Genomic DNA, 22,989 nt, shown 5'->3' on the forward strand with positions numbered 1-22,989 from the left:
AAAAGGACATTCGGGATGCGCAGGCTATTACCAGTAAGCCAAAAGTTTCGCACTCAGCTAATACAAACAAGTTTGTACTGTATGGGCGTTGCCGGAATACTCATCTTGTTTGAATCGCCAGCAGATTTATCTCATAACTGGGCGTCCTTATTATTCAGAAAAATAATTATTAGTTTTGGTTATGGTTACAGCGCCTTATTCAGCGCATTGCTGCTGAGATGGATGAAGCCGTCACTGTCTGAAGCAAAAATTAACGGTCTCTCTTTCATCTGTTGCATCCTGTTTGGCAGCCTTAATGCCTATTTTTGGTTTAGCCCATTATCTTATAACGAATTCTTTCTGAATCAACGTTCGACGCTGGCTCCGGGTTTCATTCTGGCCATCGTGAGTTTCACTTTCTTTTATATCCACGAACAGAAATTAAAAGCGCAGAACGCGCTCGAAGTCGCAAAGCGCCAGCAATCAGAGCAAAAGAAAGCGCTGGCACTAAGTCAACTCAAACAGCTCCAGAGCCAAATAGAGCCGCATTTTCTTTTCAATACCATGGCGAATCTGGATGTCTTAATTGATAAAGATCCTGCGCTGGCAAAACTTTTACTGGTTAATTTGACGAACTTATTACGCGGGGCCTTGAAAAAAAATCGCAGCGACTTTGTTAATATTGATGAGGAACTGGCGCTAATCGATGCCTATTTATCTATCCAGCAAATAAGGCTCGGCGCACGTTTGGTTTACAAAATAAGGAATGAGTTTAGCGCCGGTGCTTTTTTTATTCCGCCGATGTTAATTCAGCCCCTGGTTGAAAACGCCATTCGTCATGGTATCGAACCGCAACACCGAAGCGGATCTATTGAAGTGACGGTGAAAAAAGAGGCCGAAGGCGCCTGTATCCAGGTTATTGACAATGGCAGCGGTCTTTCTATGGCGCCATCATCCGGTGGGCATGGTCTGGCTCTGGAGAATATCCGGCAAAGGCTGGATGCAATCTATATGGGGAAGGCACGGTTACGCATCAAAGAAAATCCGACTCAGGGCGTCACTGCTGAAATTTTCATCCCGCTAATGGTAACCAATTCAACGCCGGAAATGCGCAATGACTAAAAACATAACCGCAATTATTGCTGATGATGAGCCTTTACTGAGATATCAGCTCAATAAAATGCTGGCAGATGTTTGGCCTGAGCTGGACATACTGGCCAGCTGTGAAAACGGGAAAGAAGCGTTTGATGCCATCGCTGAAGAGCAGCCTGATATTGCCTTTCTGGATATCCGTATGCCGGAAATGGATGGTATGACGTTAATACGCAGGATCAGCCAGCTGGATAAATTTCCGTTAGTCGTATTTGTGACGGCCTATGATGAGTACGCTGTGCGGGCATTTGAAACCAATGCCATCGACTATTTGTTAAAACCGCTGAATGAAAAGCGGCTGGAACAATGTGTGTTGAAAATGAAGCAGCGGCTGAATGAGACGACGGCAGATAAAACCACACCCGATCTGAATGCATTATTCGAAAAATTTCAGTCCTTTCTACCCGTTGAACATAAAAGTTATTTGAAATGGGTTCGTGTGCAAAAAGGCGAGGATATTGAATTAGTTCATTGTTCGGATATCCAGTTTTTTAAGGCGGAAGATAAGTACATATCGCTGTATAAAAAAGGTAAAACGCAGTCAGACATTTTCCTGCTGCGCGGTTCGCTGCGGGAACTGTTGCTACAGCTCGATCCGGACGAGTTCTGGCAGGTCCATCGCTCTGTTGTCGTCAACGTTAATGCCATTGAAAAAATAAAACGAGACTGTACCGGTAAGATTCAATTAATCATTGGTGGGCATGTGTTACAAGTCAGTCGGGCAATGCAGAACAAATTTCTCTATAACATCTAAATAATAAAAGATCAGAGATCGCGTTTACTGCTAAATGCACATTATCAATGCTGGTTATTAATCAGGAAAATAGTGTATGGCATAAAAATATCCATTGCAGCAATAACTATATTTAATAATAGCTTACGCCAGGTATTAGCAAATTTGTTTGCGAAAAATACCTGCGGATGATTATTGCCTGAATTACAGGTTATTTAATATCTGACTGTTGGTGGATATTAAACTCTTGTGATTGAATTCCTTTTTTCTTTTATTTGTCTGTAAATATTTTAAAGTAAAAGTAATTGATTTTGTAAAATTAGATGATATTTTAAAACGTAATCAGACATTGCTTATTTATATAGCCTTCTCAGGGCTTGTGTTTGTATTGAGAATGGATGATTCAATTTTTGAGCTGCAATAGAAGATTCATGGTTACGCTTAAATATAAGCAAGGAGAAGTGTCATGAGCCAGATCTTTACCGATGTTATAAATCATCCTGCATATAATGAAAAACCTTTGGCACTGGTAGTGGCAGGTACTGCTGAGATAGGACGGAATGTCATTGATTCATTAATTAATGATGGTTATCTCGTTGTTTTTACGTGGTTCAGTAATGAAGCCGTGGTCAGCGATATGAAGGCGCGGTACCAACGCGCTGTTATGCCGGTTCAGCTGGATTTGACCTCCGAGCATGACGTCGTGCAATTCTGTACGGCCTTAGAAAATATCAAAATAGACGTCGCAATCTATTGTGCCGGTAATAATCCGGCGTGTCTGTGCGATGAGCTGAAACCCGAAAATATTCGCACCACAACGCGTCTTAACTATCTGTCGGCAGTATTAATTTTTAATACCATCGTCAAAACGATGAAGCAGTATAAAGAAAAAGAGACCAAGCTGGTGTTTATCAGTTCGGTGGCTGCCAAAAAAATTAGCGTGGGCAACTCCCTGTACGGTTCGACAAAAGCAGCAATGGAAAGATATCTCTCCAGTGTCGCCCTGGAAATGGCCAGGTTCAATATCAGGACGCTATGCCTGAGCCCCGGTTATATCAAAACAAAAATGCTCCAGGACTATTGTGCGAAAGAAGGGAGAAGTATCGCCAGCATAGAAAAAACGATCCCAATGAGAAAAATGCTGGCTACTGAAGATGTCGCAAATGCCGTCAGCTCATTTATTAACGGCACAATTATTACTACAGGCGTTTCATTAACGATCGGAAATGGTGAGGGGATAATCTAATGTATATTTCAACAATTAATCAGATTTTTAAAGATATCATGTACCTGGATGAAGCTGAAGAGCTTGATCCGAACAAGTCATTGTTCTCTGATTACGGGATGACCTCGATTGATTATATTGATTTTGCCTTCGAGTTAAAAAAACACTTCAAAGTTGACGTTAGCCCTGAAAGCCTTTGGCCAGTGAATAAATGGGCGACCACCGAAGATTACTACTCATTTGATACCAAAGAGTGGACCAGCAAAGGCCTTACTGAAATCAACAACCTGCTGGGCTTAAAAGGATCAGACGCTGTTGATAAAAAAATTCAGTTCAAGGAGCTCTACTCCTATTTCACGCTGAACTATATCAACCAACAAATATCAGCCGTTAAAGCGCAGGTCGCGTGATGGAAAAGGTCTATATAAAAAACTATGGTGTGCATCAGCAATTTGCCACCCATAGTGCGGCGCTGAGCCAGTTACTGGCTGCGGAGGGAGAAATAAACCCTCATGATCTGGACTACTATAATTCTTCGACACCGTCGGTGGTGGAAAAAAAATGGGTCAGCAGAGAGGACTGCGCAGTACTGAACTCGATGTCAAAAATGGCAATCAATGCGCTGATTGATTTTAAAAGCAAAGAGTGCCTGGACGAGCATGCAAAAGCCTTTCTTTATACGGCATGTGATAGTGAAGAGCACAGTTTTACTACGCTTTTTGAAATTTGCCGTAAATATAACGATGATGGTTCAGTCTGGAAACATATCCAGCACTATAAAGAGATGAATAACCCTCTTGATATGCTGAGATTACTGCCAACAAATGTGCTGTATCACACCTCAAAATTATTACGCGATCATGAGGAGGGTACGCCGTTACGCGCCGCATCGTTAAGTGGCCTGGTGGCATTGAAACTGGCCTGGGCTGACATCGTTAACTCAACGGCAAAAAAAGGGGCAATGGTGGTGAGCGCGGCAAATATGCTGACCTTCGATAGCCTGGCCGTTTTTAAAAAGTTTGGTGAAATCCGGCAAAATGCTGCGGATGCGTCCGGTATTATCCCCAGTTGGGGGGCGGCGGTGATGTCTTTAGACAATGACAGCCGTAATGCGCTGGCTGAATTAACTTCTGTCACTGTTCGCTATTGCCCCAAAGTCAGGTTTGAACAAGAGGACTGGGAAAGTCTGTTGGGTAAACAGCGAACGCAACAGGGAGAACCGGATGTTATTATCAGTTATAACAACGGTATTCGCGCGCAAAAAATAGCGGAGTATTCTGCGCTGGAGAAATTTTTCCCCCGGACCAGGATTATCAATTATAAAGCGAAAACCGGCTACACCGGGAAACTCAATAATATACTGGATATTTTATGCTGCCTTAATGATCCCGCTATTCCTTCAGGAGCCCGGGTCATGCTGAATGGCGCTGGTATCAATTATGGTATCGGGAACATTTGGTTAATTAAACGCTGAGGAACGGATCACAATGAATACCCATTTCGATGCAGATACTTTATGTATCAGTGCATATGGCGCCGTCACGCCATTAGGCAGCAATCTGGATGAAATTCACGCCAGCTTTATGAATGAGCAAAGCGGTATACGGGAGATAAAGAAGTTTGATCATCACTATTTTCAGACACATGAAGCCGGTATCCCTGTAGAAGGCAATGCCGCAATCAGTTGGCCTAAAAAAAGCCCTTTCAGAAACGGCGAGCTTTTTTACGCCGGATTAGCGGCAAAGCGGCTGCACGATCGGCTGCGGCTGCCGGCGTATTATTCTGCGGAAGAAATTGGTTGCATCGTGGGAATCGATGAACCGGCGATCGATATTGAACAGTGCATCGGTTTCTCGGAAAAGGTTCCCGCCGATGCGGATAAACAATGCCTGGTCGATGCCGCGCTGGAGCATTTTAAAATTGGTGATTTTCTCGATCTTGATACCACTGCCGTTTTGAAAACGATACATGACATCATCCCTTTCGCGGGTCTCAGCTTTGCACATTTAGGTCTCTGCTCGGCTTCTACGCAAAGTATCGGCCTGGCTATGCGAGCCATCCGCAGCGGTGAAATTAAAGCGGCAATTTGCGGCGGTGTTTCCGCCAAAGTTACGCCGTTGAACCTTGCACGCTTAGAAGGAATGGGGGTGATCTCGACCGATGAACACTATTGTGGCACCGCGCGTTCGCGGCCCTTCGATCGGCACCGCAGCGGATTTGTCTTAGCAGAAGGCGCGGGTCTGTTCGTCATTGAAAAGCTATCCAGCGTATTGGCGCGGCAGGACAAGCCGCTGGCCTATTTATTGGGCTATGGGGGCGCACTCTGCGCGCAGCATATTGTGATGCCGCATCAAGACGATCTCGAAATGCAATTGTCGATGGAGCGGGCCATCGAACATGCGGGGGTTGACCGTAATACGATTGACTTTGTGAATACGCACGGAACATCGACATTACAAAATGACCAGCACGAAGCCAGCGCAATCAGAAAAGTTTTTGGTGAACACAACCCGGCGATTGTGGCGACGAAATCGTATCACGGGCACCTGATTGCCGCAGCCGGGGCAATGGAAATTCTGGGCGTGCTGGTTTCATTTCAGCATGATCTCTTACCCAAAATTTTGAATTGCGATGAACCCGATCCGCAATTACCCGATGGCATTGCGCTTGTGAAGGAGCATCAGCACCGGCCGCTTAAATACGCATTGAAAAACTCATTTGGTATGGGTGGTGGCGCAGGCAGTCTGGTTTTAGGAAATCCAAAATATCTGTAAGGTAGACATCATGCTAACAATGCATTCCTTATTAGAAAGAAACTGGCAAGTGATTTGTCATGACAGTCAATATTCGTCAGAAGATATAGCTACGATGACAAAGGGCTGTGCCGGTAGCGTGGTCAGATATTTTCGTCAGCGCCCGCAGGCGGAACAAAATAAGCTGTTTGTTTTTGTGATTAGAAATAATTTCGAAGGAATGATCAGCTATTTTGTTGCTTCTGCGCTCAGGTTGAAAGCCTGGATAGTGAATGTTCATGACCTTGGCATTGTTGATATGCTGGTGGATACCGATTGCATTGCGGCTTTTGTTATGAGCAATGAAGTCAGAGATATTAATACGATAAACCAGCGGATTAATATCTCGTTTGATCGCAATCCTTCGCTCGCGAGCGAGACGCTTGATGGTTTTACTGAGTCTCCATGTGCACGCTTTTATTTTTGCACCTCCGGAACAACCAGTACACCGAAGCTGATCCAGTATCATGAAAATACACTGATTGAAAACGCATGCGCGGTGAGCCAGTATCTTAAGCTCGGCAATGAAGATCGCTCATTGTGTTATTTCCCGGTGCAGTATATGTATGGCCTTTCAACCATGCTGTGTGCGTTTTTGTCGGAAAGTAAATTGGTATTTGAAAAATTTCACATCAGCAATATTGGTGAACTTGTTTCCCATTACAGCATTACTAATTTGCCTTTAATCGGTGACTGGATGCTGCCTGTTAGCGAAATTTTTACCAAAAGCCGAATTCACGTAAACAATATCCTGAATGCATCCGATCGTCTGCTTACCGTGCAGGCAGCGAGTATCCTTTCATCCTGCAATACGTTGTGGAATAACTTCGGCCAGACCGAATCCGGGCCTCGCTTATTTCATAATGAGATCCGATCGCCGGGTGATATTGAAAAAACCAGCAAATATGGCGTGGTGGCGCCCGGTAAAGTCATGACGGACAGCATCAAAATTGATTTGCATCCCGTCGATTCGCAGGCGTCTGATTCGGTGTGCCGGATGTTTTATAAAACGCCTTTCGCTTGTGATGGCTATGTTGATAGTTATCTGCAATTAAAACCGCGCGCGGAATGGTTTGATTCCGGCGATCTGTTTGTGAAAGATGAAGCCGAATGCTACTACTGGATAGCCAGAGCGGTGAATGAATTCAAACACAATGGCAAGTTTATTCCGGTTCAGCTTATTTCAAATGATATTGTGAAGTACGCCGGTGGCTTACGACACTATTTTTCAAAAGCGCAGAACGGCGAGCTTTATCTCAATCTTGATATGTCCGCGAACAGTGCGCAGATAAAGATAATCACTAAGATATTAACGGATAAATGGTATCAGTATGCATTTAAAATAAATGTCAGAGAAATCGCGACGACAAAAACAGGGAAGATAAAATGTGCAGTATAGAATTAAAACCATGACATGAATAAAGTGTATGTTAATCGTCATGCAAATAATTATCTGTGCATAGTAAGTCACTCTTTTTATACCGCTTATTTGCATATCGACAGGCTTCATCGTTATTTGCCGGTCTCAACAAAGCGTACAGCGGAAAAGATATTGTATCGTGAAATGGCCAGGGTGCTTTTTGTTGATATATTTAAAAGGATTTTTCCTGGCGTAGATGTGGCACACAGTTCCGTAAGCCATGGACGGAATAAAAGCGTTATGTTGGTGAATAACGATCCGCGGATTCATTCTGTCGGGATTGATATCGAATTTATCGAAAAGGCGAAAGCACCAAGGCCATTTATGTTGAACTACTGTGAAAAATATTGCCGTTTCCCGGTGGGACAGGTGCCGGATAACCGCTTATGCACCACGATATTCAGCTGTATGGAGAGTTTATATAAGGCACTGTGCGCCATTTCTGCGTGTGCTTTTGATATCAATGATTACTTATTAGTTGCACATAACCGGGTGAGATGTGTTTTTCGCTATGTTGGCAAGGTATCCGAATTTAAGGGGAAGATATTTATTTGTAACTGCTATTACCTTGAGCAATCCGTAATAACCGTCGTTTTGCTGGATGCGTCTTTAACATCAATCATTTTAGATGATCTGTTATATGAAGAGATGAACGTCGCAATACCCGGTTAACTTTTTAACACTCCTGTGGCAGAGCCATAAATATATTTAGAGGAATATTGGTATGAACGATTTGCTGGTAGATATCACACCTGAACACTATGAAACTTACGCGACAGAAGGCACATCACCGTGGAATGCGTATTTAAAAGAAAGGATTCTGGAAGAAGCAGCCAGTATTACTTCGCCGAGGAAAAAGATTCTCGATATTGGTATGGGAACCGGCCACATGCTTTTCGACCTGTTCCAGTCGCAAAAACTCACTGATTACTCCTTTTATGGGGTTGATATTGATCCGCGCATGGTGCGTTTTTGCGTTAAAAAATGTAGCGAGCTGAAATGCCAGCATGCATTCAACATTGTTGAAGCCAGCGTCAGTAGTTTACCGTTTCCCGATAATTCATTTTCAATGATCTATGCCCGCTCCGTCATTCATCACTGGGCTGAACCTGCAAAAGGGTTGCAGGAGCTGTGTCGTGTTCTGGATAGCGGCGGTCGCATTATTATCCACGAACCGCTGGCCGATGCAGAAGAAAGCGCACTGGGTGTTTTTAATCAATCACGTAGCGAGTGTGGTGTGACGGATATGTCCACGGAAGAAAAATTCACGCTGGCGAGTCTTACCGCTCTTATGCACTGCTGCGATCTTGACGGGATAAGCTGGACCGTGACGCGCGGAGAAGGTCTTGCTGCCCTGGGCTGTGAAATTTTCATTAAAAAGGCCTGAGTCATCATGGATTATTGCTGCGCTGAGATGTATGCAAAAATGCAACCGCGGATTACGGCAATCACCGGATGCCAGGCATTCGATTATGCGGCCTTCCGTGATTCAGTCAGGATGAGTTCCCACGTTTATTCAACCACTGGCGACAGTGGTTCTTTGACACAACGGGACCCAGCGGCTGAGCAAATACCGATGCTGCTTGGTGCCACAAGCGGCACCACCGGGGCGATGAAAATGATCAGCGTCCGTTTAAAATCCAGTAAGGACGCGGTCAGCGCATCGGAGCACAACTTAATTCATAACCTGCGGTCGCGGCAGGTTTTTTCCGCCGGCGACGTCGTTGGCAACCTCTTTACGATTAACCTGTTTTCATCCTTACACTATTCGGCGTGTGAAATTTTAAAACATTGTCGCGCGCATGTGGTGCCGGTCGGCGATATTGCATTGCTGCGGAAGAGTCATTTCGATTTTCTGGCCGACATTCAGCTCTCGACGCTGTTTGGTGTGCCGGCCACTCTCGTTCAGTTTGTGGAAACCATGATCCGGCTTGGGGTTCCGCTGGCAATTAAAAAAGTGGTTTTTACCGGTGAACCGATGTTGGCCGCACATGAAAAGTATTTGCGCGAGATGCTGGGCGGCGACCTGCGGATAATCGGTTTGTACGGCCTGTCGGAGTGCGGTTTCATTGGGATGTCTGTCGAGGGGCATCATAATAAGTATCTGCTGTTCAGCGATGATTTTTTCTTTGAATATGAAGATAAAAAGGGGCTATTGGTTACGTCGCTGGACCCGGATGCCTCGCGTAAACTTGTCAGATATCCGGTGGGGGATAGGGGCAAATTATCCGTTGAAAATAATCAACTCTATTTTCAGGGTATTAAACGCAACGCTATAGATTTTAATTTCATGGGCAATCTGATTAGCCATGAAAAAATAGCCAGAATGATTAATCAACGATTGCCCGAGGCGATTGTTCAAATCGTCTTGTCGTTATCCGCTGAGAGACAAGAAATTATGGATATTAAAATCTGCTGCGGATTATCTCATGGCGTTGATTTGTCCGAACTGGAGGATGAAATCTGTCATTTGCCGGATATTTATGAAGCCTATATGAAAAACCGGGGGCGTATCAATCTCACCGTTGTTGAGCATAACGCTTTGCTTTTTTCACCCAGAGGGAAATGTCTGCTGGTTTGCGACACAAGGGAGTCATGCTAATGCAACTTGATAACTTACTTCATGAAATTGTGTTAGTGAATTCGCATCCGATTGATGAGCATTCACTCTTTTCTATGGATTTTTACGACAGGCTACAGCATATCAGTACGCAATTTTCTGCTGCGCGCAGAGAGAACGCCGCCGTTTTTAATACCTTCATTAATACCCACAAGGATCTTCTTGCGGAACTGGATCGTAAAGCGCTCGACTATGAAATGAAATATGAAGAGCAGATGTCAGGGATGATGTCCAGGCGCCTGGCGATCCCGCAATCTGAACTCGAGAGTGTCAGCAATAACAGAAATAAGTTTATCGATTTTTATCGCCAACTCTACAACGCAGAAAGGGCGCTTATCCGCAGTGACGCGGCGAATATTTGTCATGTAGGTTGCGGGCCGATGCCAACCAGCGTGCTGATGTGGGCAAAATATTCAGCATGTCAAATCACCGCGCTGGATATTATTCAGGATGCGGTAGCGCAGGCGCAAAATGTTTTCGATTGCTGGCGTATACCTAAAGACGTGGAGGCACATCGCGTTCACTTTTTATGTCAGCCGGGAGAAGCGTTTGATTATAAGGATATGGATGTCATCATTTTGTCCTCCTCCATTATGAATAAGAAAAACCTCTACGCTGCCATTAAAAAAACGATCACCAAAACGGTCGATGTGATAGAGCGGGAACCTAACTTTCTGTATGAGTCAGGGTATCTGAATGCTGATGAAATGGCTGAGCAGCTTATCGCCAAAACCACGCTCAATAATGTCAACATCAGGCTTTACCGCCTATCGCCAGAGCAACAGGAGTAAATCATGTCGGATGATGTTATCGATAATTATGATTTAGATAATAACGTGTTGTTTATTCGTGGATGCAATTTGATCGAGATTGCCGATGCAAACCGTTATTTGCAGAACGCCTGGTTTGCACTGACCGGTAGCCTTGTTAATGAAGAACAGATGGATCGGCTTATTCAGAGCGCCAATACCGAACTGAAACAAACGGACCCTGTATCCAAAATTAAAGCGATGCATCAACTGATCAACGCATTGCCATCACTGACCTTAATGCAGAGATTTATGATGTTATTGTCGCAAGTTGAGGTGTCGGCGGCGCAGTGTAAGGTTATGGCACCGGTAAATGATGGCGACTGTCTGAAAATTATCTTGCTTATGCCGTGGATTATTTCGCTGGCGCGTTCCTCTGAGCCATTTTTTGATTTACCGGCGATCGAAAATTGCAAATCCTTTGAACACTATTTTTGGTTAGCGTTAACCGGGAAGGCGGCGTCTTCCGGCCTGGAGGATGAGGCGCGTTGCCGGTTTATGTCTCTGCTGTTGGGCGGGTTTGGTATTGTGACGCCCACGACCACCACGGTGAGGTTTATTGCCAGTACCAAGAGCGATGTTATTTCTGCATTAATCGGTGGGTTTTGTGCCACCGGGCCTGCACATATGGGCGCCTGTAAATATGCGATCATGAGACTGTCCAGCGTCATTGATGATGTTGAAAAAGGGAATATTGATGCTGCGGTAAACCATTACTGCAAGGACAAGCCCTGGCCGGGGTTTGGACATCCGATCATGCGCAATGATGTCCGGGTTGATTTCTTCTTTTCACGCTTTCAGACGTCGATGCGGCCCTTCAGTGCGCTTGCCCGCGCCATTTCGGACAACACCGGCCTGCAACCCAATGTCGATTTTTTAATTGCCAGCGTCATGAGCGCGCACCGGGTTGCGCCTGAGCTGGGGCTGCTGGCCTTTTTTGTCTGTCGGATGCCGATACTTCTCGCGCACTATCAAGCGCGGTTTAGCGCTCACTCCTTTGGTTTGTCCTCAGAGGATTTAAGAGAAAAATATAAAAAGGTTCCCCAATCATGGCTATAAGTCATCGCATCGAGCCAAATTTCTTGGGGATATGTCAGGGCATCACCTTAACGAAATCGACGGCTGCTTGCGGGCAAATCAATATTTCCCACTGGGATTTAGCGCATAACTACCTGAAACCGGGTTTGTTACTCGAAGCCTTGCATCAATTTGCCGTTCGCTTCGCCACTGCGGTGGCGAAAAATACCGATCCAACCTGGCGCTATCTTCCGGTGATGGTGGAACAGTTTAACTCTGCCGCCAATTTTGATAGCGATCTGTTACGCGTTGAAGGGCATATTGAACTTATTAATGATGCTTACCGTATTCACTGTAAGGCCACTTCCCGCGATAATCACCGTGCTGTTATTGCGCAGGCTATTATCATTGTCAGCAAGGTCTATTTACCTGAATCGGCATCAGACAATGCCTCGCCATCATTCCCCGGTGATTTATATACAGTTTCTCCTTTAACCGGAGATGCTTATCCTTTTTCCTTTAACGCGCATCATCCGCTTTTTCAGGAGCACTTTCCCTCCCGGGCTGTATGTCCCGGTTCATTGTTAATTGACATGGTGCTCGCATTAGTGTCGTGCGAGACGGCGGAAAATATCGTTTCTGTTGCGCTGGAAAAAGTCAAATTCATTGAAGCGGTTTATCCGGGGAATGCCTATCTGCTGGCCATTAAACGAGATGCGGAGTGTGATTCGAGCGGTGTTTTTTATATTCATTCAGAAACTAAAAAACGGTGCACGTGTGGCAAGTTTTCTATTAAATATAGAAAGGATGATGCGATATGTTCAATATTATAATTTCCTTTATTCCGTGGAGTATTTACTCATGGGTGGTAAACGAAAACGTGTTAACCATCTTTGAAAGGTCACTGATCTTAAGTGTGATCTTACTGTTTATTATTGTGGTGAACATTAAAATTGTCCGGCAGGGAGAGCCAGTGATGATTACCAATATTCTGACGGTTATCATCCTGTTTATTAATTACTTTGTCGGCTGGTCTACGCTGTTACTGAATTACCCAACAAGCTTTTGTTATCTGTCACTCGCGTTCGTCTCGTTTGTGAGTCTGCTGGTCAGGAAACCCTTTACCATTTTTTATGCCAGCGCCGGTGTTTCTGAGGAAAAACGCAGGCATATTATGTTTTACCTTATCAATAAATATATTACATGGATTTGGACGATCATCTTTCTTGCCAATGGTCTGCTCAATGCATTTTTTGCGTGGACTCCCCAGCTTCGCCTGGCAACTATTGGCCTGGTCTGTGTTGGTATTCTTTTTTCTAAATATCTTCCTAACATCATGCGATATTTTTATCGCGTCAAACACCATGGTGCATAATATGTCATTATTAAATATTTTGACCGGAACTCCTGTATGGGTCTGGATTTTACTTGTTTTTCTCATTGCGAGGGGAATAAATGCATTGAATGACCGGGAAATGGAAGTTAAACGGCTTTTTCTTTTGCCGTTAATCTTCCTTTTTTGGGGCGGAAGCGGCGTGATTAATGAGCTGGCGTTCCCGCACTGGGGGATGGTATCCATGCTGGCGGGGCTACTTATTGGCGGCAGCGTGGGCTGGTTGCTCTGGCGCGCCGGTCCGCGTTTAAAAATCAAAGAGGGAACGGATTTAATTATTCGTCCGGGTACGCCGTTGACCCTGATATTTATCATTATTGCTTTTGCCACCAAATTCGCGTTGATTTTTTTTCTCAATGTCGAACCGGATTTGAAATACGCGTTTAATTTTAATCTTATGTTTGGTCTGTTAAGTGGGATCATCGACGGTGTGTTTTGGGGCGGAACACTAAATTTATATTTTACGCCCCGCCAGGCCGAGAAAGGCATCTGAATACATTGGCGCCTGCGTATTGCTGCCTGGCCTCCGGGCCGCCGATAAGCGCATACGCGGGAGAATATGCAGAACGCTCCCAGGCTGAGGAGCGTTTCTGAGCGTGTTTTCTCTGCGGCACCGTTTCCCTGGTAATCAATCGAGCCTATTGTGTTATGAGTATTAGCTCATTACAGGGAACAGAAAGATGCGTGACCTTCCTCCTACTGCCACGCTGCGTGCATTCGAAGTGGCAACCCGCCACACGACGTTTACTTCCGCCGCAGAAGAGCTGTGTATTACACAAAGCGCAGTCAGCCATCAGTTAAAAAACCTTGAAGAACTCTGGGGACTGCAACTTTTTCAGCGCGGTAAACCCCTCAGACTGACCCCCGCTGGCGCCGCGCTCGCTCCTCTGGTACGTGAATTTTTTAGCAAACTGGAAACCACCCTTAGCGATCTGCGTGAACAAAAAGGCCGGGTGCGATTGCGCGTCAATACCACTTACTCCTTTGCGCTAAAGTGGCTACTTCCACGGCTGCCGGGGTTAGCGCGGTTGCACCCGGAGATCCTGGTCAGCCTGGAAAGTACGGATAAAGCCATTCACTTCGCCAGCACCGATGCGGATGTGGCGATCCGTTTCGGCCACGGTAACTATCCGGCGCTGCACACGGAATTTATGTTTCGCGAGCAGCTCTTTCCGGTAGCCAGCCCGGCGCTTTTACAGCGGTTTGGCACGCCGGATGAGCCTGCTGAACTGTTGCGCTATCCGCTACTGACGCGTGATGGTGCCGATCTGGTCCCGAAATGGGACGCCTGGTTTAAGCGGGTTGGCGTCAACACCGATGTGCTGCACGAGAGCGTCCGCTTTGCCGATACCAATATGACGATTGAAGCTGCGCTACTTGGGCAGGGGATTGCCCTGGCGCGTAGCGGGCACGTTGAAAAAGAGATTGGCGATGGCTCTCTGGTCCGGCTCTTTGCTATCCCTTTTCCTTCTCCGGCCGCCTATTACTTCGTCTGCCCTCTGGGAACGGAAACCCAGCCCCATATTGTGAAATTCCGCAGCTGGTTGCTGGCCGAATCTCAGCAGGCGCAGCGCAGTTATCGTTAAAGCATGAGTATTTACTCATGGCGCGATGATGACACTTCACTTTTCATCCGTGGGGGCGCTGTTTAGCATCGCTCTGTGCTGACCGCGAGAGCGCGCAATAGGCACGCTGATGATTCAATCAACCAGGAGGGCTCAAGATGTCTGACTATCCTTCCATCGCGCTTATCGGCCCTGGCGCGATCGGTACGACTATCGCTGCGGTACTGCATGAAGTTGATCGCACGCCGTTACTGTGCGGGCGCACTGCTCACTCACAGTTAGTTCTGCGCCATGATGAGGGGGAAATTGTTGTGCCGGGGCCGGTGTTGAACAATCCGGCTGCGATCGAGCATCCTGTCGATCTGGTGTTGGTGGCGGTGAAAACGACCCAGGTCGCTGACTGTGCTGACTGGCTGGCCGTACTGTGCGATGAAAACACCGTGGTGTGCGCGCTGCAAAACGGCGTTGAGCAGAAAAATCAGCTGGAAAGCCGTGTTAACGGTGCCAGCATACTGCCTTCTGTCGTCTGGTTTCCGGCGCAGCGTGAGCCAGATGCTTCAGTGTGGCTGCGCGTCAAACCACGTCTTACGCTGCCGGATGTGCCGCAGGCAAAGCGGGTGGCTGAGGCGCTCAGCGGCACTCGCTGTGCGGTTGAACTGTCGTCCGATTTTACGTCGATTGCCTGGCGCAAGCTGCTGCAAAATGCCGTTGCAGGTCTGATGGTGCTGGCTAATCGCCGCGCCGGAATGTTTTCTCGCGGTGATGTCACGGCACTGGCGCTGGCTTACCTGCGCGAATGCCTGACGGTTGCGCGTGCGCAGGGCGCGGTACTGCACGATAACGTTCCGCAAGAGATAGTAGAGGGTTTTCAACGCGCGCCTGCGGATTTAGGCACCTCGATTCTGGCCGATCGGCAGGCTAATCGCCCCATGGAGTGGGATATTCGCAACGGCGTAATACAGCGTTATGGTCATGCGCAGGGCATCCCCGTCCCCATCAGCGATGTGCTGGTTCCGCTGCTGGCGGCCGGGAGCGAGGGGCCGGGTTAATGTGTTTTCGGCCTCTATGATAATGAGTTGCCGATCGGTAAGGCCATGAATACGCGATAAAGCCCAGCCAGGACAAGACCGGCGCGGTCATTTTGCCGTTGTCGAGCGCGGATATCAGCATAATGGATAAATAACAGCGCTATGGCTGGCGCAATGCAGGACAAGGCGACGTTCGATAACTAAGCTCGATGGAATTTGCTGTTTTGATTGCAGGTAAGAATGCGTGAAGAAGAAAAAGGAGATCATCGATTTGCACAGCGGAAAAGGCCATAGACGGCGTGGCGGTCAGTAAAGCGAGGGTTACCTGGCTCGCTTCACTCTCCGTCTGTACATACACCACGGTTTGTGAAGGCCGGTATGTTGCGGCTTGCTGGTGGTGCTCTGCGGCGCGGGCCGCTGAACTGACAACAATCAGATCGGCTTCGTCGATGACCGCCCGATCGTTATCAAGGATCCAGCAGGGAAATTGCCTTGCCAGATCCTCTGCGCGATGAAGGCTATCGGCGCAGAGAAAAACATGGGCGTCAGGCGCAAGCCGGAATAACCCGGCTAAAAAGATTTCGGTCAGATCAGTGATACCCAGAATGCCGATTCGTTTCACTATTCCCCCTCCTCATTCAGCGCACAGAATTTTTTCACGACGCCAGAACAGCCGCTTTTTAACCGGATTGCTGGGCCGTTCCGTCATCTGACGCGGGTTGCCAGCCGCCACCCAGCGCCGTGAAAGCGGCCACGGCTGCGCGTGCAGAGGCTGTCTGCGCCTGCGCCCTTGCATCGGATGCCTGAAGAAGATTTTCATCGTTATGCAGAACATCAATCAGGCTGGCGGCCCCTTGCTGAAAAGCGACAAAGGAAGCCTGACGCGCGCTGGCCAGCGCGGTTTCGCCCGTCGTCAGCGTCGCTGTCTGCGTTTCCCGGTTGATCAGCGCGGAGAACGCATTTTCAACATCTTCGGTTGCGCGTAATACCGACAACCGGTAAGCGGCAAGCGCTTCCGACTGCTGGCCTTTCGCCTGTTCTATCTGCGCGTTGATACGGCCAAAATCAAAAAGCCGCCAGCGTAAACCCAGCAGGCCAGCCGACTGGCTGGCCCCCGCAGTGAACAGATTCCCGCTGGAGACTGTTGTTGCGCTGCCGAGCAGGGCGTTGAGTGAAAATTTTGGATAATACTCGCTGACCGCCACGCCGATGCGGGCGCTTGATGCGGCCAGGTGGCGCTCCGCCACGATGATATCGGGCCTGCGGCGTAGCAGGTCCGCCGGAGTCCCCATTGAGGCGATCTGCGGTGTTTGCGGGATTGCAGCGGGCGAAGAGAGTTGTGCCCGGTGCGTGCCCGGCGGAGTACCGAGCATCACATCCAGCGCATTCATCGCGGCATCAATGCCGTTCTGCAAAACCGGAACGGTAGCCTCAACCTGCGCCAGCGCACCTTCGGTCTGGTGTACCTGATATTCAGGCGCTAACCCTTTGCTGTGGAGCAGTTGTACCTTTTCCAGCAGTTGTTGCTGCGTATTGACCTGATTCGTTGCAATGGCCAGCCGGGCCTGTAACCCGCGCAACGTAATATAGATATCGGCCGTTTGCGCCGCCACGGCAAGGCGCGTCGCGGCGACGCCCGCCTCAGAGGCTTGATAATCCGCCAGCGCAGCCTGACGCGCGCGGCGCAGCCCGCCGAACAGGTCGATCTCCCAGCTTGCGTTGAGATCGGTTTCATATGAATTACCGTAGCGATTATAATCCGGCGTCGAGTTGAGAACCTGTCCCAGCGGGGTTTCGACCGATTGATACGCGCGAGCGGCTTGCCCGCTGATATTTCCCGAGGGGAGTAGCGCCGCTGTTGCTGTTCCGAGCCCGGCGCGAGCCTGTGTCATTCTGGCGGATGCTTGGGCAAGATCGAGATTTTGTGCGAGCGCGTCTGAAACCAACTGACTCAAGAGAGGATCCCCGAAACCCTTCCACCAGGTGGGGAAACTGACGGGGGCAGATGTATTTCGCTGCTGTTGCGCTGGCTGAGCCTGGTAGCGCTCCGCCAGCGGGGCGGCAGGACGATGGTAATCCGGTCCAACGGCGCAGCCCGCCAGAATGCAGGTACTCACAACCAGAGCAAGAGTACGTTGGGGAAACATGGTGAATCCTTGAGGCGAAATAAGGTTGTGACTACATTACCAAATGGTCACTCGTTGTCAATCCGGGCGCATTGAGCTAAGCTGAAAAAATGACTAAAGATATGAACACCACCCCTTCACGAGGCCCGACGGATCACAATGTCCGCGATCAGGTCGTTGAAGCGGCCACAGAGCACTTCAGCCATTTTGGCTATGAGAAAACCACGGTGTCCGATCTGGCGAAAGCGATCGGTTTCTCTAAGGCGTACATCTATAAATTTTTCGACTCCAAGCAGGCTATTGGCGAAGTTATCTGTGCTAACCGGCTGGCGATGATCATGGACATTGTCAATGCGGCAATCGCCGATGCGCCGACCGCTTCTGAAAAAATACGGCGTTTACTCAAAACGTTAACGGAAGCTGGCAGCGATTTATTTTTTTGCGATCGCAAGCTATACGACATTGCCGCTGTGGCCGCGCGCGATAACTGGCCGTCAGTCATGGCCTACAAGCAGCACCTGCGACAACTGATTGAAACGATCCTTGTTGAAGGGCGTCAGGCGGGGGAATTTGAAAGAAAAACGCCGTTGGACGAGGCCGCGCATGCGATTTATCTGGTCATGCTCCCGTATATCAGCCCGGTTGAGCTGCAATATAATCTGGAAACGGCCCCGACGGCTGCTGTATTGCTGGCGTCACTGATATTGCGAAGCCTGTCGCCATAGATTGTGACTATTGACAATATTGGTCACTAGTTTGAGAATGAGGTTCCTGCTCTGTTAAATAAATAAGGGAACCCATGCTCAGGCCCACACTTGCCACCTTTGCTTTTTGCCTGTTGCCGTTTGCGCTTGTCGCCTGCGGCGACGCTTCCAGCGTCGACGATCCCCGTAGCCAGCCACCTTTGGTGAGGTCTGTAACGGTGGTGGGCGCCGCCGATTCCTCTCGTGCCTTTACCGGTACTGTCGTGGCACGCATTCAAAGCGCTACGGGCTTCCGGGTGTCTGGCAAGATCCTTGAACGTCTCGTTGATACCGGCCAGACCGTCAAAAAAGGGCAGCCGTTAATGCGTCTGGACCCCATCGATCTCCATCTCCAGGCGCAGGCCCAGCAGCAATCCGTTGCGGCAGCGCAGGCGCGCGCCAGGCAGACGGCCGATGATGAGGCGCGTTATCGGGGGCTGGTTGCGGCAGGCGCGGTCTCTGCTTCGGCTTACGATCAGATAAAAGCGGCTGCGGCGACGGCGAAGGCGGAATTGAGTGCCGCTCAGGCGCAGGCCAGCGTGGCGCAAAACGCGATGAGCTATGCGTTACTGGTGGCTGACGCCGATGGCGTGGTCATGGAAACGCTGGCCGAACCCGGCCAGGTGGTCAGTGCCGGAGAGCCGGTGGTCAGGCTGGCCAGAGCCGGGCAGCGCGAGGCGATTGTCCAGTTGCCGGAAACGTTGCGCCCGGCACCTGGAAGCGAAGCGAGGGCGACGCTGTACGGTAATGAAAGCGGAGCCGTGACGGCAAAACTACGCTTGCTGTCAGATGCCGCCGATCCGCTGACGCGTACATTTGAGGCGCGATACATCCTTGAGGGCGCTCTGGCGAACGCTCCGCTCGGCGCCACCGTTACGCTCCATATTGGCGAAGAGAATGTGTCCCATCCGTTACTCCAGGTGCCACTGGCGGCGATTTATGATGCCGGTAAAGGGCCGGGTGTCTGGCGAATTTCAGGTAAGCCCGCCAAAGTGACATGGCAACCCGTGCAGGTGATGAGTCTGGGGGATGATGCGGCAAGCGTGACCGGTAGCCTTAAGCCTGGCGAGCAGGTCGTGGCGCTGGGGGCGCATCTGCTGCATGACGGTGAGGCCGTCCGGCTGGCTAAGCAGAACGATGCCAGTGTCGCCGGGAGTCAGCCATGAGCACGCCACGGTTTAACCTTTCGGCGCTCGCGGTGCGCGAGCGTTCAATCACACTGTTTCTTATCCTGTTGATTACCGTTGCCGGTATTCTCTCGTTCCTTGGACTGGGGCGCGCCGAAGATCCCCCGTTTACCGTCAAACAGATGACCATCATTTCAGCCTGGCCTGGTGCCACGGCGCAGGAGATGCAGGACCAGGTGGCCGAACCGCTGGAAAAGCGTTTGCAGGAGCTTAAGTGGTATGACCGTAGCGAGACCTACACACGGCCAGGGCTGGCTTTTACCACGCTCTCGTTACAGGATGGAACGCCGCCTTCCCAGGTTCAGGAGGAGTTTTACCAGGCGCGTAAAAAGCTGGGTGATGAGACAAAAAACCTGCCCGCAGGCGTGATCGGCCCGATGATCAACGATGAGTTCTCCGATGTCACGTTTGCGCTCTTTGCCCTGAAGGCAAAGGGCGAGCCGCAGCGCCTGCTGGTGCGTGATGCCGAGTCATTACGCCAGCGTTTATTGCATGTTCCCGGCGTTAAAAAGGTCAATATTATCGGCGAACAGACAGAGCGGATATTTGTCTCGTTCTCCCACGATCGGCTGGCAACGCTGGGCATTTCTCCGCAGGACATTTTTTCTGCCCTGAACAACCAGAACGTGCTGACGCCTGCCGGTTCGATAGACGCCCGGGGGCCGCAGGTTTTTATCCGTCTTGATGGCGCTTTCGACGATCTGGAGAAAATCCGCAACACGCCCGTTGTCGCTCAGGGCAGAACATTGCAACTCTCCGATGTGGCGACGGTGGAGCGCGGTTACGAAGATCCGGCCACGTTCCTGGTGCGCAATCAGGGGGAACCGGCATTGCTGCTGGGGATCGTGATGCGTGAGGGCTGGAACGGTCTGGAGCTGGGTAAGGCGTTGGATGCGGAGGCGGCCAATATTAATGCGCAGATGCCGCTCGGTATGACTTTTAGCAAAGTGACCGATCAGTCCGTCAATATCAGCTCGGCAGTAGACGAATTCATGATCAAATTTTTCGTCGCGTTGCTGGTGGTGATGTTGGTCTGCTTTCTCAGTATGGGCTGGCGCGTCGGTGTCGTGGTTGCCGCTGCCGTACCTTTAACATTGGCTGCCGTTTTTGTGGTGATGGAAGCCACGGGCAAGAATTTTGACCGAATAACTCTGGGATCGCTCATCCTGGCGCTGGGGCTGCTGGTGGATGATGCCATCATTGCCATCGAAATGATGGTGGTGAAAATGGAGGAGGGATACGACCGGATCAAAGCCTCAGCCTATGCCTGGAGCCACACCGCTGCGCCAATGCTGGCCGGTACACTGGTAACGGCCGTTGGCTTTATGCCCAACGGGTTTGCGCAATCCACGGCGGGCGAATACACCAGCAATATGTTCTGGATTGTGGGAATTGCATTGATTGCTTCCTGGGTGGTGGCGGTGGTGTTTACGCCTTACCTTGGGGTGAAAATGCTGCCAGACATCAAAACGGTTGAAGGGGGCCACACCGCCATCTACAACACCCGCCGCTACAACCGTTTTCGTGCATTCCTGACCCGTGTTATCGCGCGGAAATGGCTCGCCGCTGGCTCGGTTATTGCGCTTTTTATCATCGCCATTCTGGGGATGGGGCTGGTTAAAAAACAATTTTTCCCCACCTCCGATCGCCCCGAAGTATTGGTGGAAATACAACTGCCTTACGGTAGCGCCATTGAGCAGACCAGCGCCTCGGCGGCAAAAATCGAAAACTGGCTCAAGACACAACAAGAAGCCAAAATCGTCACCGCGTACGTAGGGCAGGGATCGCCACGCTTTTATCTGGCGATGGCGCCGGAACTGCCCGATCCTTCATTTGCGAAAATTGTTGTGCTCACCGACAGCGAGGAAGCGCGCGAGGCGCTCAAGCACCGGCTTCGCGAAGCGGTGGCTGATGGGCTTGCGCCCGAAGCGCGCGTTCGCGTCACGCAGCTGGTGTTTGGCCCCTATTCGCCGTATCCGGTGGCATTCCGCGTGATGGGGCCGGATCCTGCCAGACTGCGCGACATTGCCGACAAAGTGAAAACGGTGATGCAGGCCAGCCCGTTGATGAGAACCGTCAATACCGACTGGGGAACGCGCGTGCCTGCGCTGCATTTCACGCTTGATCAAAACCGCCTGCAAGCGGTGGGATTGACATCAGGCAGCGTGGCGCAACAGCTTCAGTTCCTGCTTTCGGGCGTGCCAGTCACCCAGGTGCGTGAAGATATTCGTTCGGTACAGGTGATGGCGCGCGCGGCGGGGAATATTCGTCTTGATCCGGCAAGAATAGGCGACTTTACCTTAGTCGGATCGGCCGGGCAGCGCGTTCCGCTGTCGCAGATCGGGACGGTTGAGGTACGAATGGAAGATCCTGTCCTGCGCCGTCGCGATCGTACGCCAACCATTACCGTGCGGGGCGATATCGCCGAATCCCTTCAGCCGCCGGATGTTTCAATGGCGATGATGAAGCAACTTCAGCCGATCATGACGACGCTGCCGGATGGATACCGTATTGAGATGGCGGGTTCCATTGAGGAGTCAGGAAAGGCCACCAAAGCGATGGCACCTTTATTTCCTATCATGATAGCCATGACACTGCTGATCATTATCCTCCAGGTGCGTTCTATGTCGGCAATGGTGATGGTCTTTATGACCGCGCCTCTGGGATTGATTGGGGTCGTGCCAACGCTGCTGCTGTTTGATAAACCTTTTGGTATCAATGCGCTGGTGGGTTTGATAGCGCTTTCGGGAATTCTCATGCGCAACACGTTAATCCTTATCGGTCAGATCCATCACAACCAACAGGAAGGGCTTGCGCCGCTCCCGGCGGTTGTTGAGGCAACCGTACAGCGCGCCCGGCCGGTACTGCTCACGGCGCTGGCAGCCATTCTGGCGTTTATCCCACTGACGCACTCAATATTCTGGGGCACACTGGCTTATACGCTGATCGGCGGGACATTCGGTGGAACGATTATTACATTGGTATTTTTGCCCGCGATGTACGCTATCTGGTACCGGATAAAAGTCCCTGCTTCAGCAACCCCACCGGTGGAACATGCAGTAAAACAAACTGAATAATCCTAATTCTGTGCTGGCCCGGCATGCGTTGCGATACCAGCAACGCATGCCGCTGTACTAAAATTATTGCTGACTGAATGCCGGATGATTAACCCCTTACCGCAGTGCTTCCTCGTTCGGCAG

The 22,989-nt window shown here is 49.7% G+C and carries 22 protein-coding genes; 20 read left to right on the forward strand and 2 right to left on the reverse strand.

Annotated elements, in window-relative coordinates; translation table 11 throughout:
• Nucleotides 1–15: 15 nt before the first annotated feature.
• From C0557_RS04325 to C0557_RS04405, 17 genes are all read left to right on the forward strand, one after another.
• Nucleotides 16–1,101 (forward strand): sensor histidine kinase, encoded by a 1,086-nt coding sequence (locus C0557_RS04325; RefSeq protein WP_208657610.1) that lies wholly within the window; start codon nt 16–18, stop codon nt 1,099–1,101.
• Complete coding sequence (locus C0557_RS04330) at nt 1,094–1,885, forward strand: LytTR family DNA-binding domain-containing protein (RefSeq protein ID WP_208657611.1); 792 nt, start codon at nt 1,094–1,096, stop codon at nt 1,883–1,885. The genes C0557_RS04325 and C0557_RS04330 overlap by 8 nt, the downstream gene beginning before the upstream one ends.
• A gap of 445 nt (nt 1,886–2,330) precedes the next feature.
• Nucleotides 2,331–3,110: an SDR family NAD(P)-dependent oxidoreductase gene (locus C0557_RS04335; protein ID WP_208657612.1), complete on the forward strand. Its 780-nt coding sequence runs from the start codon at nt 2,331–2,333 to the stop codon at nt 3,108–3,110.
• The gene (locus C0557_RS04340; RefSeq protein WP_208657613.1) at nt 3,110–3,499 is read left to right on the forward strand and encodes an acyl carrier protein; all 390 of its coding nucleotides are present in this window, start codon (nt 3,110–3,112) and stop codon (nt 3,497–3,499) included. The genes C0557_RS04335 and C0557_RS04340 overlap by 1 nt, the downstream gene beginning before the upstream one ends.
• Nucleotides 3,499–4,563 (forward strand): hypothetical protein, encoded by a 1,065-nt coding sequence (locus tag C0557_RS04345; RefSeq protein WP_208657614.1) that lies wholly within the window; start codon nt 3,499–3,501, stop codon nt 4,561–4,563. The genes C0557_RS04340 and C0557_RS04345 overlap by 1 nt, the downstream gene beginning before the upstream one ends.
• Before the next feature lie 13 nt (nt 4,564–4,576).
• On the forward strand, nt 4,577–5,863 hold the full coding sequence (locus tag C0557_RS04350; RefSeq protein ID WP_208657615.1) for a beta-ketoacyl-[acyl-carrier-protein] synthase family protein: 1,287 nt from the start codon (nt 4,577–4,579) through the stop codon (nt 5,861–5,863).
• A 10-nt stretch (nt 5,864–5,873) separates the two neighbouring features.
• Nucleotides 5,874–7,280 carry an AMP-binding protein gene (locus tag C0557_RS04355; protein ID WP_208657616.1) on the forward strand — a complete coding sequence of 469 codons (1,407 nt, stop codon included), beginning with the start codon at nt 5,874–5,876 and terminating at the stop codon, nt 7,278–7,280.
• Nucleotides 7,281–7,295: 15 nt separating this feature from the next.
• Nucleotides 7,296–7,973, forward strand: coding sequence for a hypothetical protein (locus tag C0557_RS04360; protein WP_208657617.1), 678 nt, complete (start codon nt 7,296–7,298; stop codon nt 7,971–7,973).
• Between the two features lie 52 nt (nt 7,974–8,025).
• The gene (locus C0557_RS04365) at nt 8,026–8,688 is read left to right on the forward strand and encodes a class I SAM-dependent methyltransferase (protein ID WP_208657618.1); all 663 of its coding nucleotides are present in this window, start codon (nt 8,026–8,028) and stop codon (nt 8,686–8,688) included.
• 6 nt (nt 8,689–8,694) lie between these two features.
• Complete coding sequence (locus tag C0557_RS04370) at nt 8,695–9,903, forward strand: AMP-binding protein (protein ID WP_208657619.1); 1,209 nt, start codon at nt 8,695–8,697, stop codon at nt 9,901–9,903.
• Nucleotides 9,903–10,712 (forward strand): class I SAM-dependent methyltransferase, encoded by an 810-nt coding sequence (locus tag C0557_RS04375; RefSeq protein WP_208657620.1) that lies wholly within the window; start codon nt 9,903–9,905, stop codon nt 10,710–10,712. Before C0557_RS04370 ends, C0557_RS04375 begins: the two co-directional genes overlap by 1 nt.
• A 3-nt stretch (nt 10,713–10,715) precedes the next feature.
• On the forward strand, nt 10,716–11,789 hold the full coding sequence (locus C0557_RS04380) for a citrate/2-methylcitrate synthase (protein WP_208657621.1): 1,074 nt from the start codon (nt 10,716–10,718) through the stop codon (nt 11,787–11,789).
• A complete protein-coding gene (locus tag C0557_RS04385; RefSeq protein WP_208657622.1) occupies nt 11,780–12,580 on the forward strand; it encodes a beta-hydroxyacyl-ACP dehydratase in 801 nt (266 codons plus the stop codon). Before C0557_RS04380 ends, C0557_RS04385 begins: the two co-directional genes overlap by 10 nt.
• 143 nt (nt 12,581–12,723) lie before the next feature.
• Nucleotides 12,724–13,122: a hypothetical protein gene (locus C0557_RS04390; RefSeq protein WP_253073781.1), complete on the forward strand. Its 399-nt coding sequence runs from the start codon at nt 12,724–12,726 to the stop codon at nt 13,120–13,122.
• Between the two features lies 1 nt (nt 13,123).
• Nucleotides 13,124–13,633: a DUF6622 family protein gene (locus C0557_RS04395; protein WP_208657624.1), complete on the forward strand. Its 510-nt coding sequence runs from the start codon at nt 13,124–13,126 to the stop codon at nt 13,631–13,633.
• A gap of 187 nt (nt 13,634–13,820) precedes the next feature.
• Nucleotides 13,821–14,726: a transcriptional regulator GcvA gene (gene gcvA, locus C0557_RS04400; protein WP_208657625.1), complete on the forward strand. Its 906-nt coding sequence runs from the start codon at nt 13,821–13,823 to the stop codon at nt 14,724–14,726.
• Between the two features lie 137 nt (nt 14,727–14,863).
• A complete protein-coding gene (locus tag C0557_RS04405) occupies nt 14,864–15,754 on the forward strand; it encodes an oxidoreductase (protein ID WP_208657626.1) in 891 nt (296 codons plus the stop codon).
• 139 nt (nt 15,755–15,893) lie between these two features.
• On the opposite strand, the gene C0557_RS04410 is transcribed toward C0557_RS04405, so the two are convergent.
• Entirely contained in the window at nt 15,894–16,355 is a 462-nt protein-coding gene (locus tag C0557_RS04410) for a hypothetical protein (protein WP_208657627.1), read from the reverse strand.
• Between the two features lie 58 nt (nt 16,356–16,413).
• On the reverse strand, nt 16,414–17,880 hold the full coding sequence (locus tag C0557_RS04415; RefSeq protein WP_208657628.1) for an efflux transporter outer membrane subunit: 1,467 nt from the start codon (nt 17,878–17,880) through the stop codon (nt 16,414–16,416).
• 89 nt (nt 17,881–17,969) lie between these two features.
• Here C0557_RS04415 and C0557_RS04420 point away from each other — a divergent pair, with 89 nt between their 5' ends.
• From C0557_RS04420 to C0557_RS04430, 3 genes are all read left to right on the forward strand, one after another.
• Nucleotides 17,970–18,584 (forward strand): TetR/AcrR family transcriptional regulator, encoded by a 615-nt coding sequence (locus C0557_RS04420; protein WP_208657629.1) that lies wholly within the window; start codon nt 17,970–17,972, stop codon nt 18,582–18,584.
• Between the two features lie 74 nt (nt 18,585–18,658).
• Nucleotides 18,659–19,768 carry an efflux RND transporter periplasmic adaptor subunit gene (locus C0557_RS04425; RefSeq protein ID WP_208657630.1) on the forward strand — a complete coding sequence of 370 codons (1,110 nt, stop codon included), beginning with the start codon at nt 18,659–18,661 and terminating at the stop codon, nt 19,766–19,768.
• The gene (locus tag C0557_RS04430; protein WP_208657631.1) at nt 19,765–22,866 is read left to right on the forward strand and encodes an efflux RND transporter permease subunit; all 3,102 of its coding nucleotides are present in this window, start codon (nt 19,765–19,767) and stop codon (nt 22,864–22,866) included. Before C0557_RS04425 ends, C0557_RS04430 begins: the two co-directional genes overlap by 4 nt.
• Nucleotides 22,867–22,989 lie beyond the last annotated feature (123 nt).

Source organism: Kosakonia sp. MUSA4 (assembly GCF_013085925.1).
In the GTDB taxonomy this organism is placed as follows: Bacteria; Pseudomonadota; Gammaproteobacteria; order Enterobacterales; family Enterobacteriaceae; genus Kosakonia; species Kosakonia sacchari_B.

What these genes read in the sequence shown, in the direction of transcription:
- C0557_RS04350 (WP_208657615.1), top strand. Translation starts at nt 4,577, where the DNA reads ATGAATACCCATTTCGATGCAGATACTTTATGTATCAGTGCATATGGC.
- C0557_RS04370 (WP_208657619.1), top strand. Translation starts at nt 8,695, where the DNA reads ATGGATTATTGCTGCGCTGAGATGTATGCAAAAATGCAACCGCGGATT.
- C0557_RS04380 (WP_208657621.1), top strand. Translation starts at nt 10,716, where the DNA reads ATGTCGGATGATGTTATCGATAATTATGATTTAGATAATAACGTGTTG.
- gcvA (WP_208657625.1), top strand. Translation starts at nt 13,821, where the DNA reads ATGCGTGACCTTCCTCCTACTGCCACGCTGCGTGCATTCGAAGTGGCA.
- C0557_RS04325 (WP_208657610.1), top strand. Translation starts at nt 16, where the DNA reads ATGCGCAGGCTATTACCAGTAAGCCAAAAGTTTCGCACTCAGCTAATA.
- C0557_RS04330 (WP_208657611.1), top strand. Translation starts at nt 1,094, where the DNA reads ATGACTAAAAACATAACCGCAATTATTGCTGATGATGAGCCTTTACTG.
- C0557_RS04415 (WP_208657628.1), bottom strand. Translation starts at nt 17,880, where the DNA reads ATGTTTCCCCAACGTACTCTTGCTCTGGTTGTGAGTACCTGCATTCTG.
- C0557_RS04375 (WP_208657620.1), top strand. Translation starts at nt 9,903, where the DNA reads ATGCAACTTGATAACTTACTTCATGAAATTGTGTTAGTGAATTCGCAT.
- C0557_RS04405 (WP_208657626.1), top strand. Translation starts at nt 14,864, where the DNA reads ATGTCTGACTATCCTTCCATCGCGCTTATCGGCCCTGGCGCGATCGGT.
- C0557_RS04335 (WP_208657612.1), top strand. Translation starts at nt 2,331, where the DNA reads ATGAGCCAGATCTTTACCGATGTTATAAATCATCCTGCATATAATGAA.
- C0557_RS04360 (WP_208657617.1), top strand. Translation starts at nt 7,296, where the DNA reads ATGAATAAAGTGTATGTTAATCGTCATGCAAATAATTATCTGTGCATA.
- C0557_RS04395 (WP_208657624.1), top strand. Translation starts at nt 13,124, where the DNA reads ATGTCATTATTAAATATTTTGACCGGAACTCCTGTATGGGTCTGGATT.
- C0557_RS04345 (WP_208657614.1), top strand. Translation starts at nt 3,499, where the DNA reads ATGGAAAAGGTCTATATAAAAAACTATGGTGTGCATCAGCAATTTGCC.
- C0557_RS04365 (WP_208657618.1), top strand. Translation starts at nt 8,026, where the DNA reads ATGAACGATTTGCTGGTAGATATCACACCTGAACACTATGAAACTTAC.
- C0557_RS04355 (WP_208657616.1), top strand. Translation starts at nt 5,874, where the DNA reads ATGCTAACAATGCATTCCTTATTAGAAAGAAACTGGCAAGTGATTTGT.
- C0557_RS04420 (WP_208657629.1), top strand. Translation starts at nt 17,970, where the DNA reads ATGACTAAAGATATGAACACCACCCCTTCACGAGGCCCGACGGATCAC.
- C0557_RS04425 (WP_208657630.1), top strand. Translation starts at nt 18,659, where the DNA reads ATGCTCAGGCCCACACTTGCCACCTTTGCTTTTTGCCTGTTGCCGTTT.
- C0557_RS04385 (WP_208657622.1), top strand. Translation starts at nt 11,780, where the DNA reads ATGGCTATAAGTCATCGCATCGAGCCAAATTTCTTGGGGATATGTCAG.
- C0557_RS04390 (WP_253073781.1), top strand. Translation starts at nt 12,724, where the DNA reads ATGATTACCAATATTCTGACGGTTATCATCCTGTTTATTAATTACTTT.
- C0557_RS04340 (WP_208657613.1), top strand. Translation starts at nt 3,110, where the DNA reads ATGTATATTTCAACAATTAATCAGATTTTTAAAGATATCATGTACCTG.
- C0557_RS04430 (WP_208657631.1), top strand. Translation starts at nt 19,765, where the DNA reads ATGAGCACGCCACGGTTTAACCTTTCGGCGCTCGCGGTGCGCGAGCGT.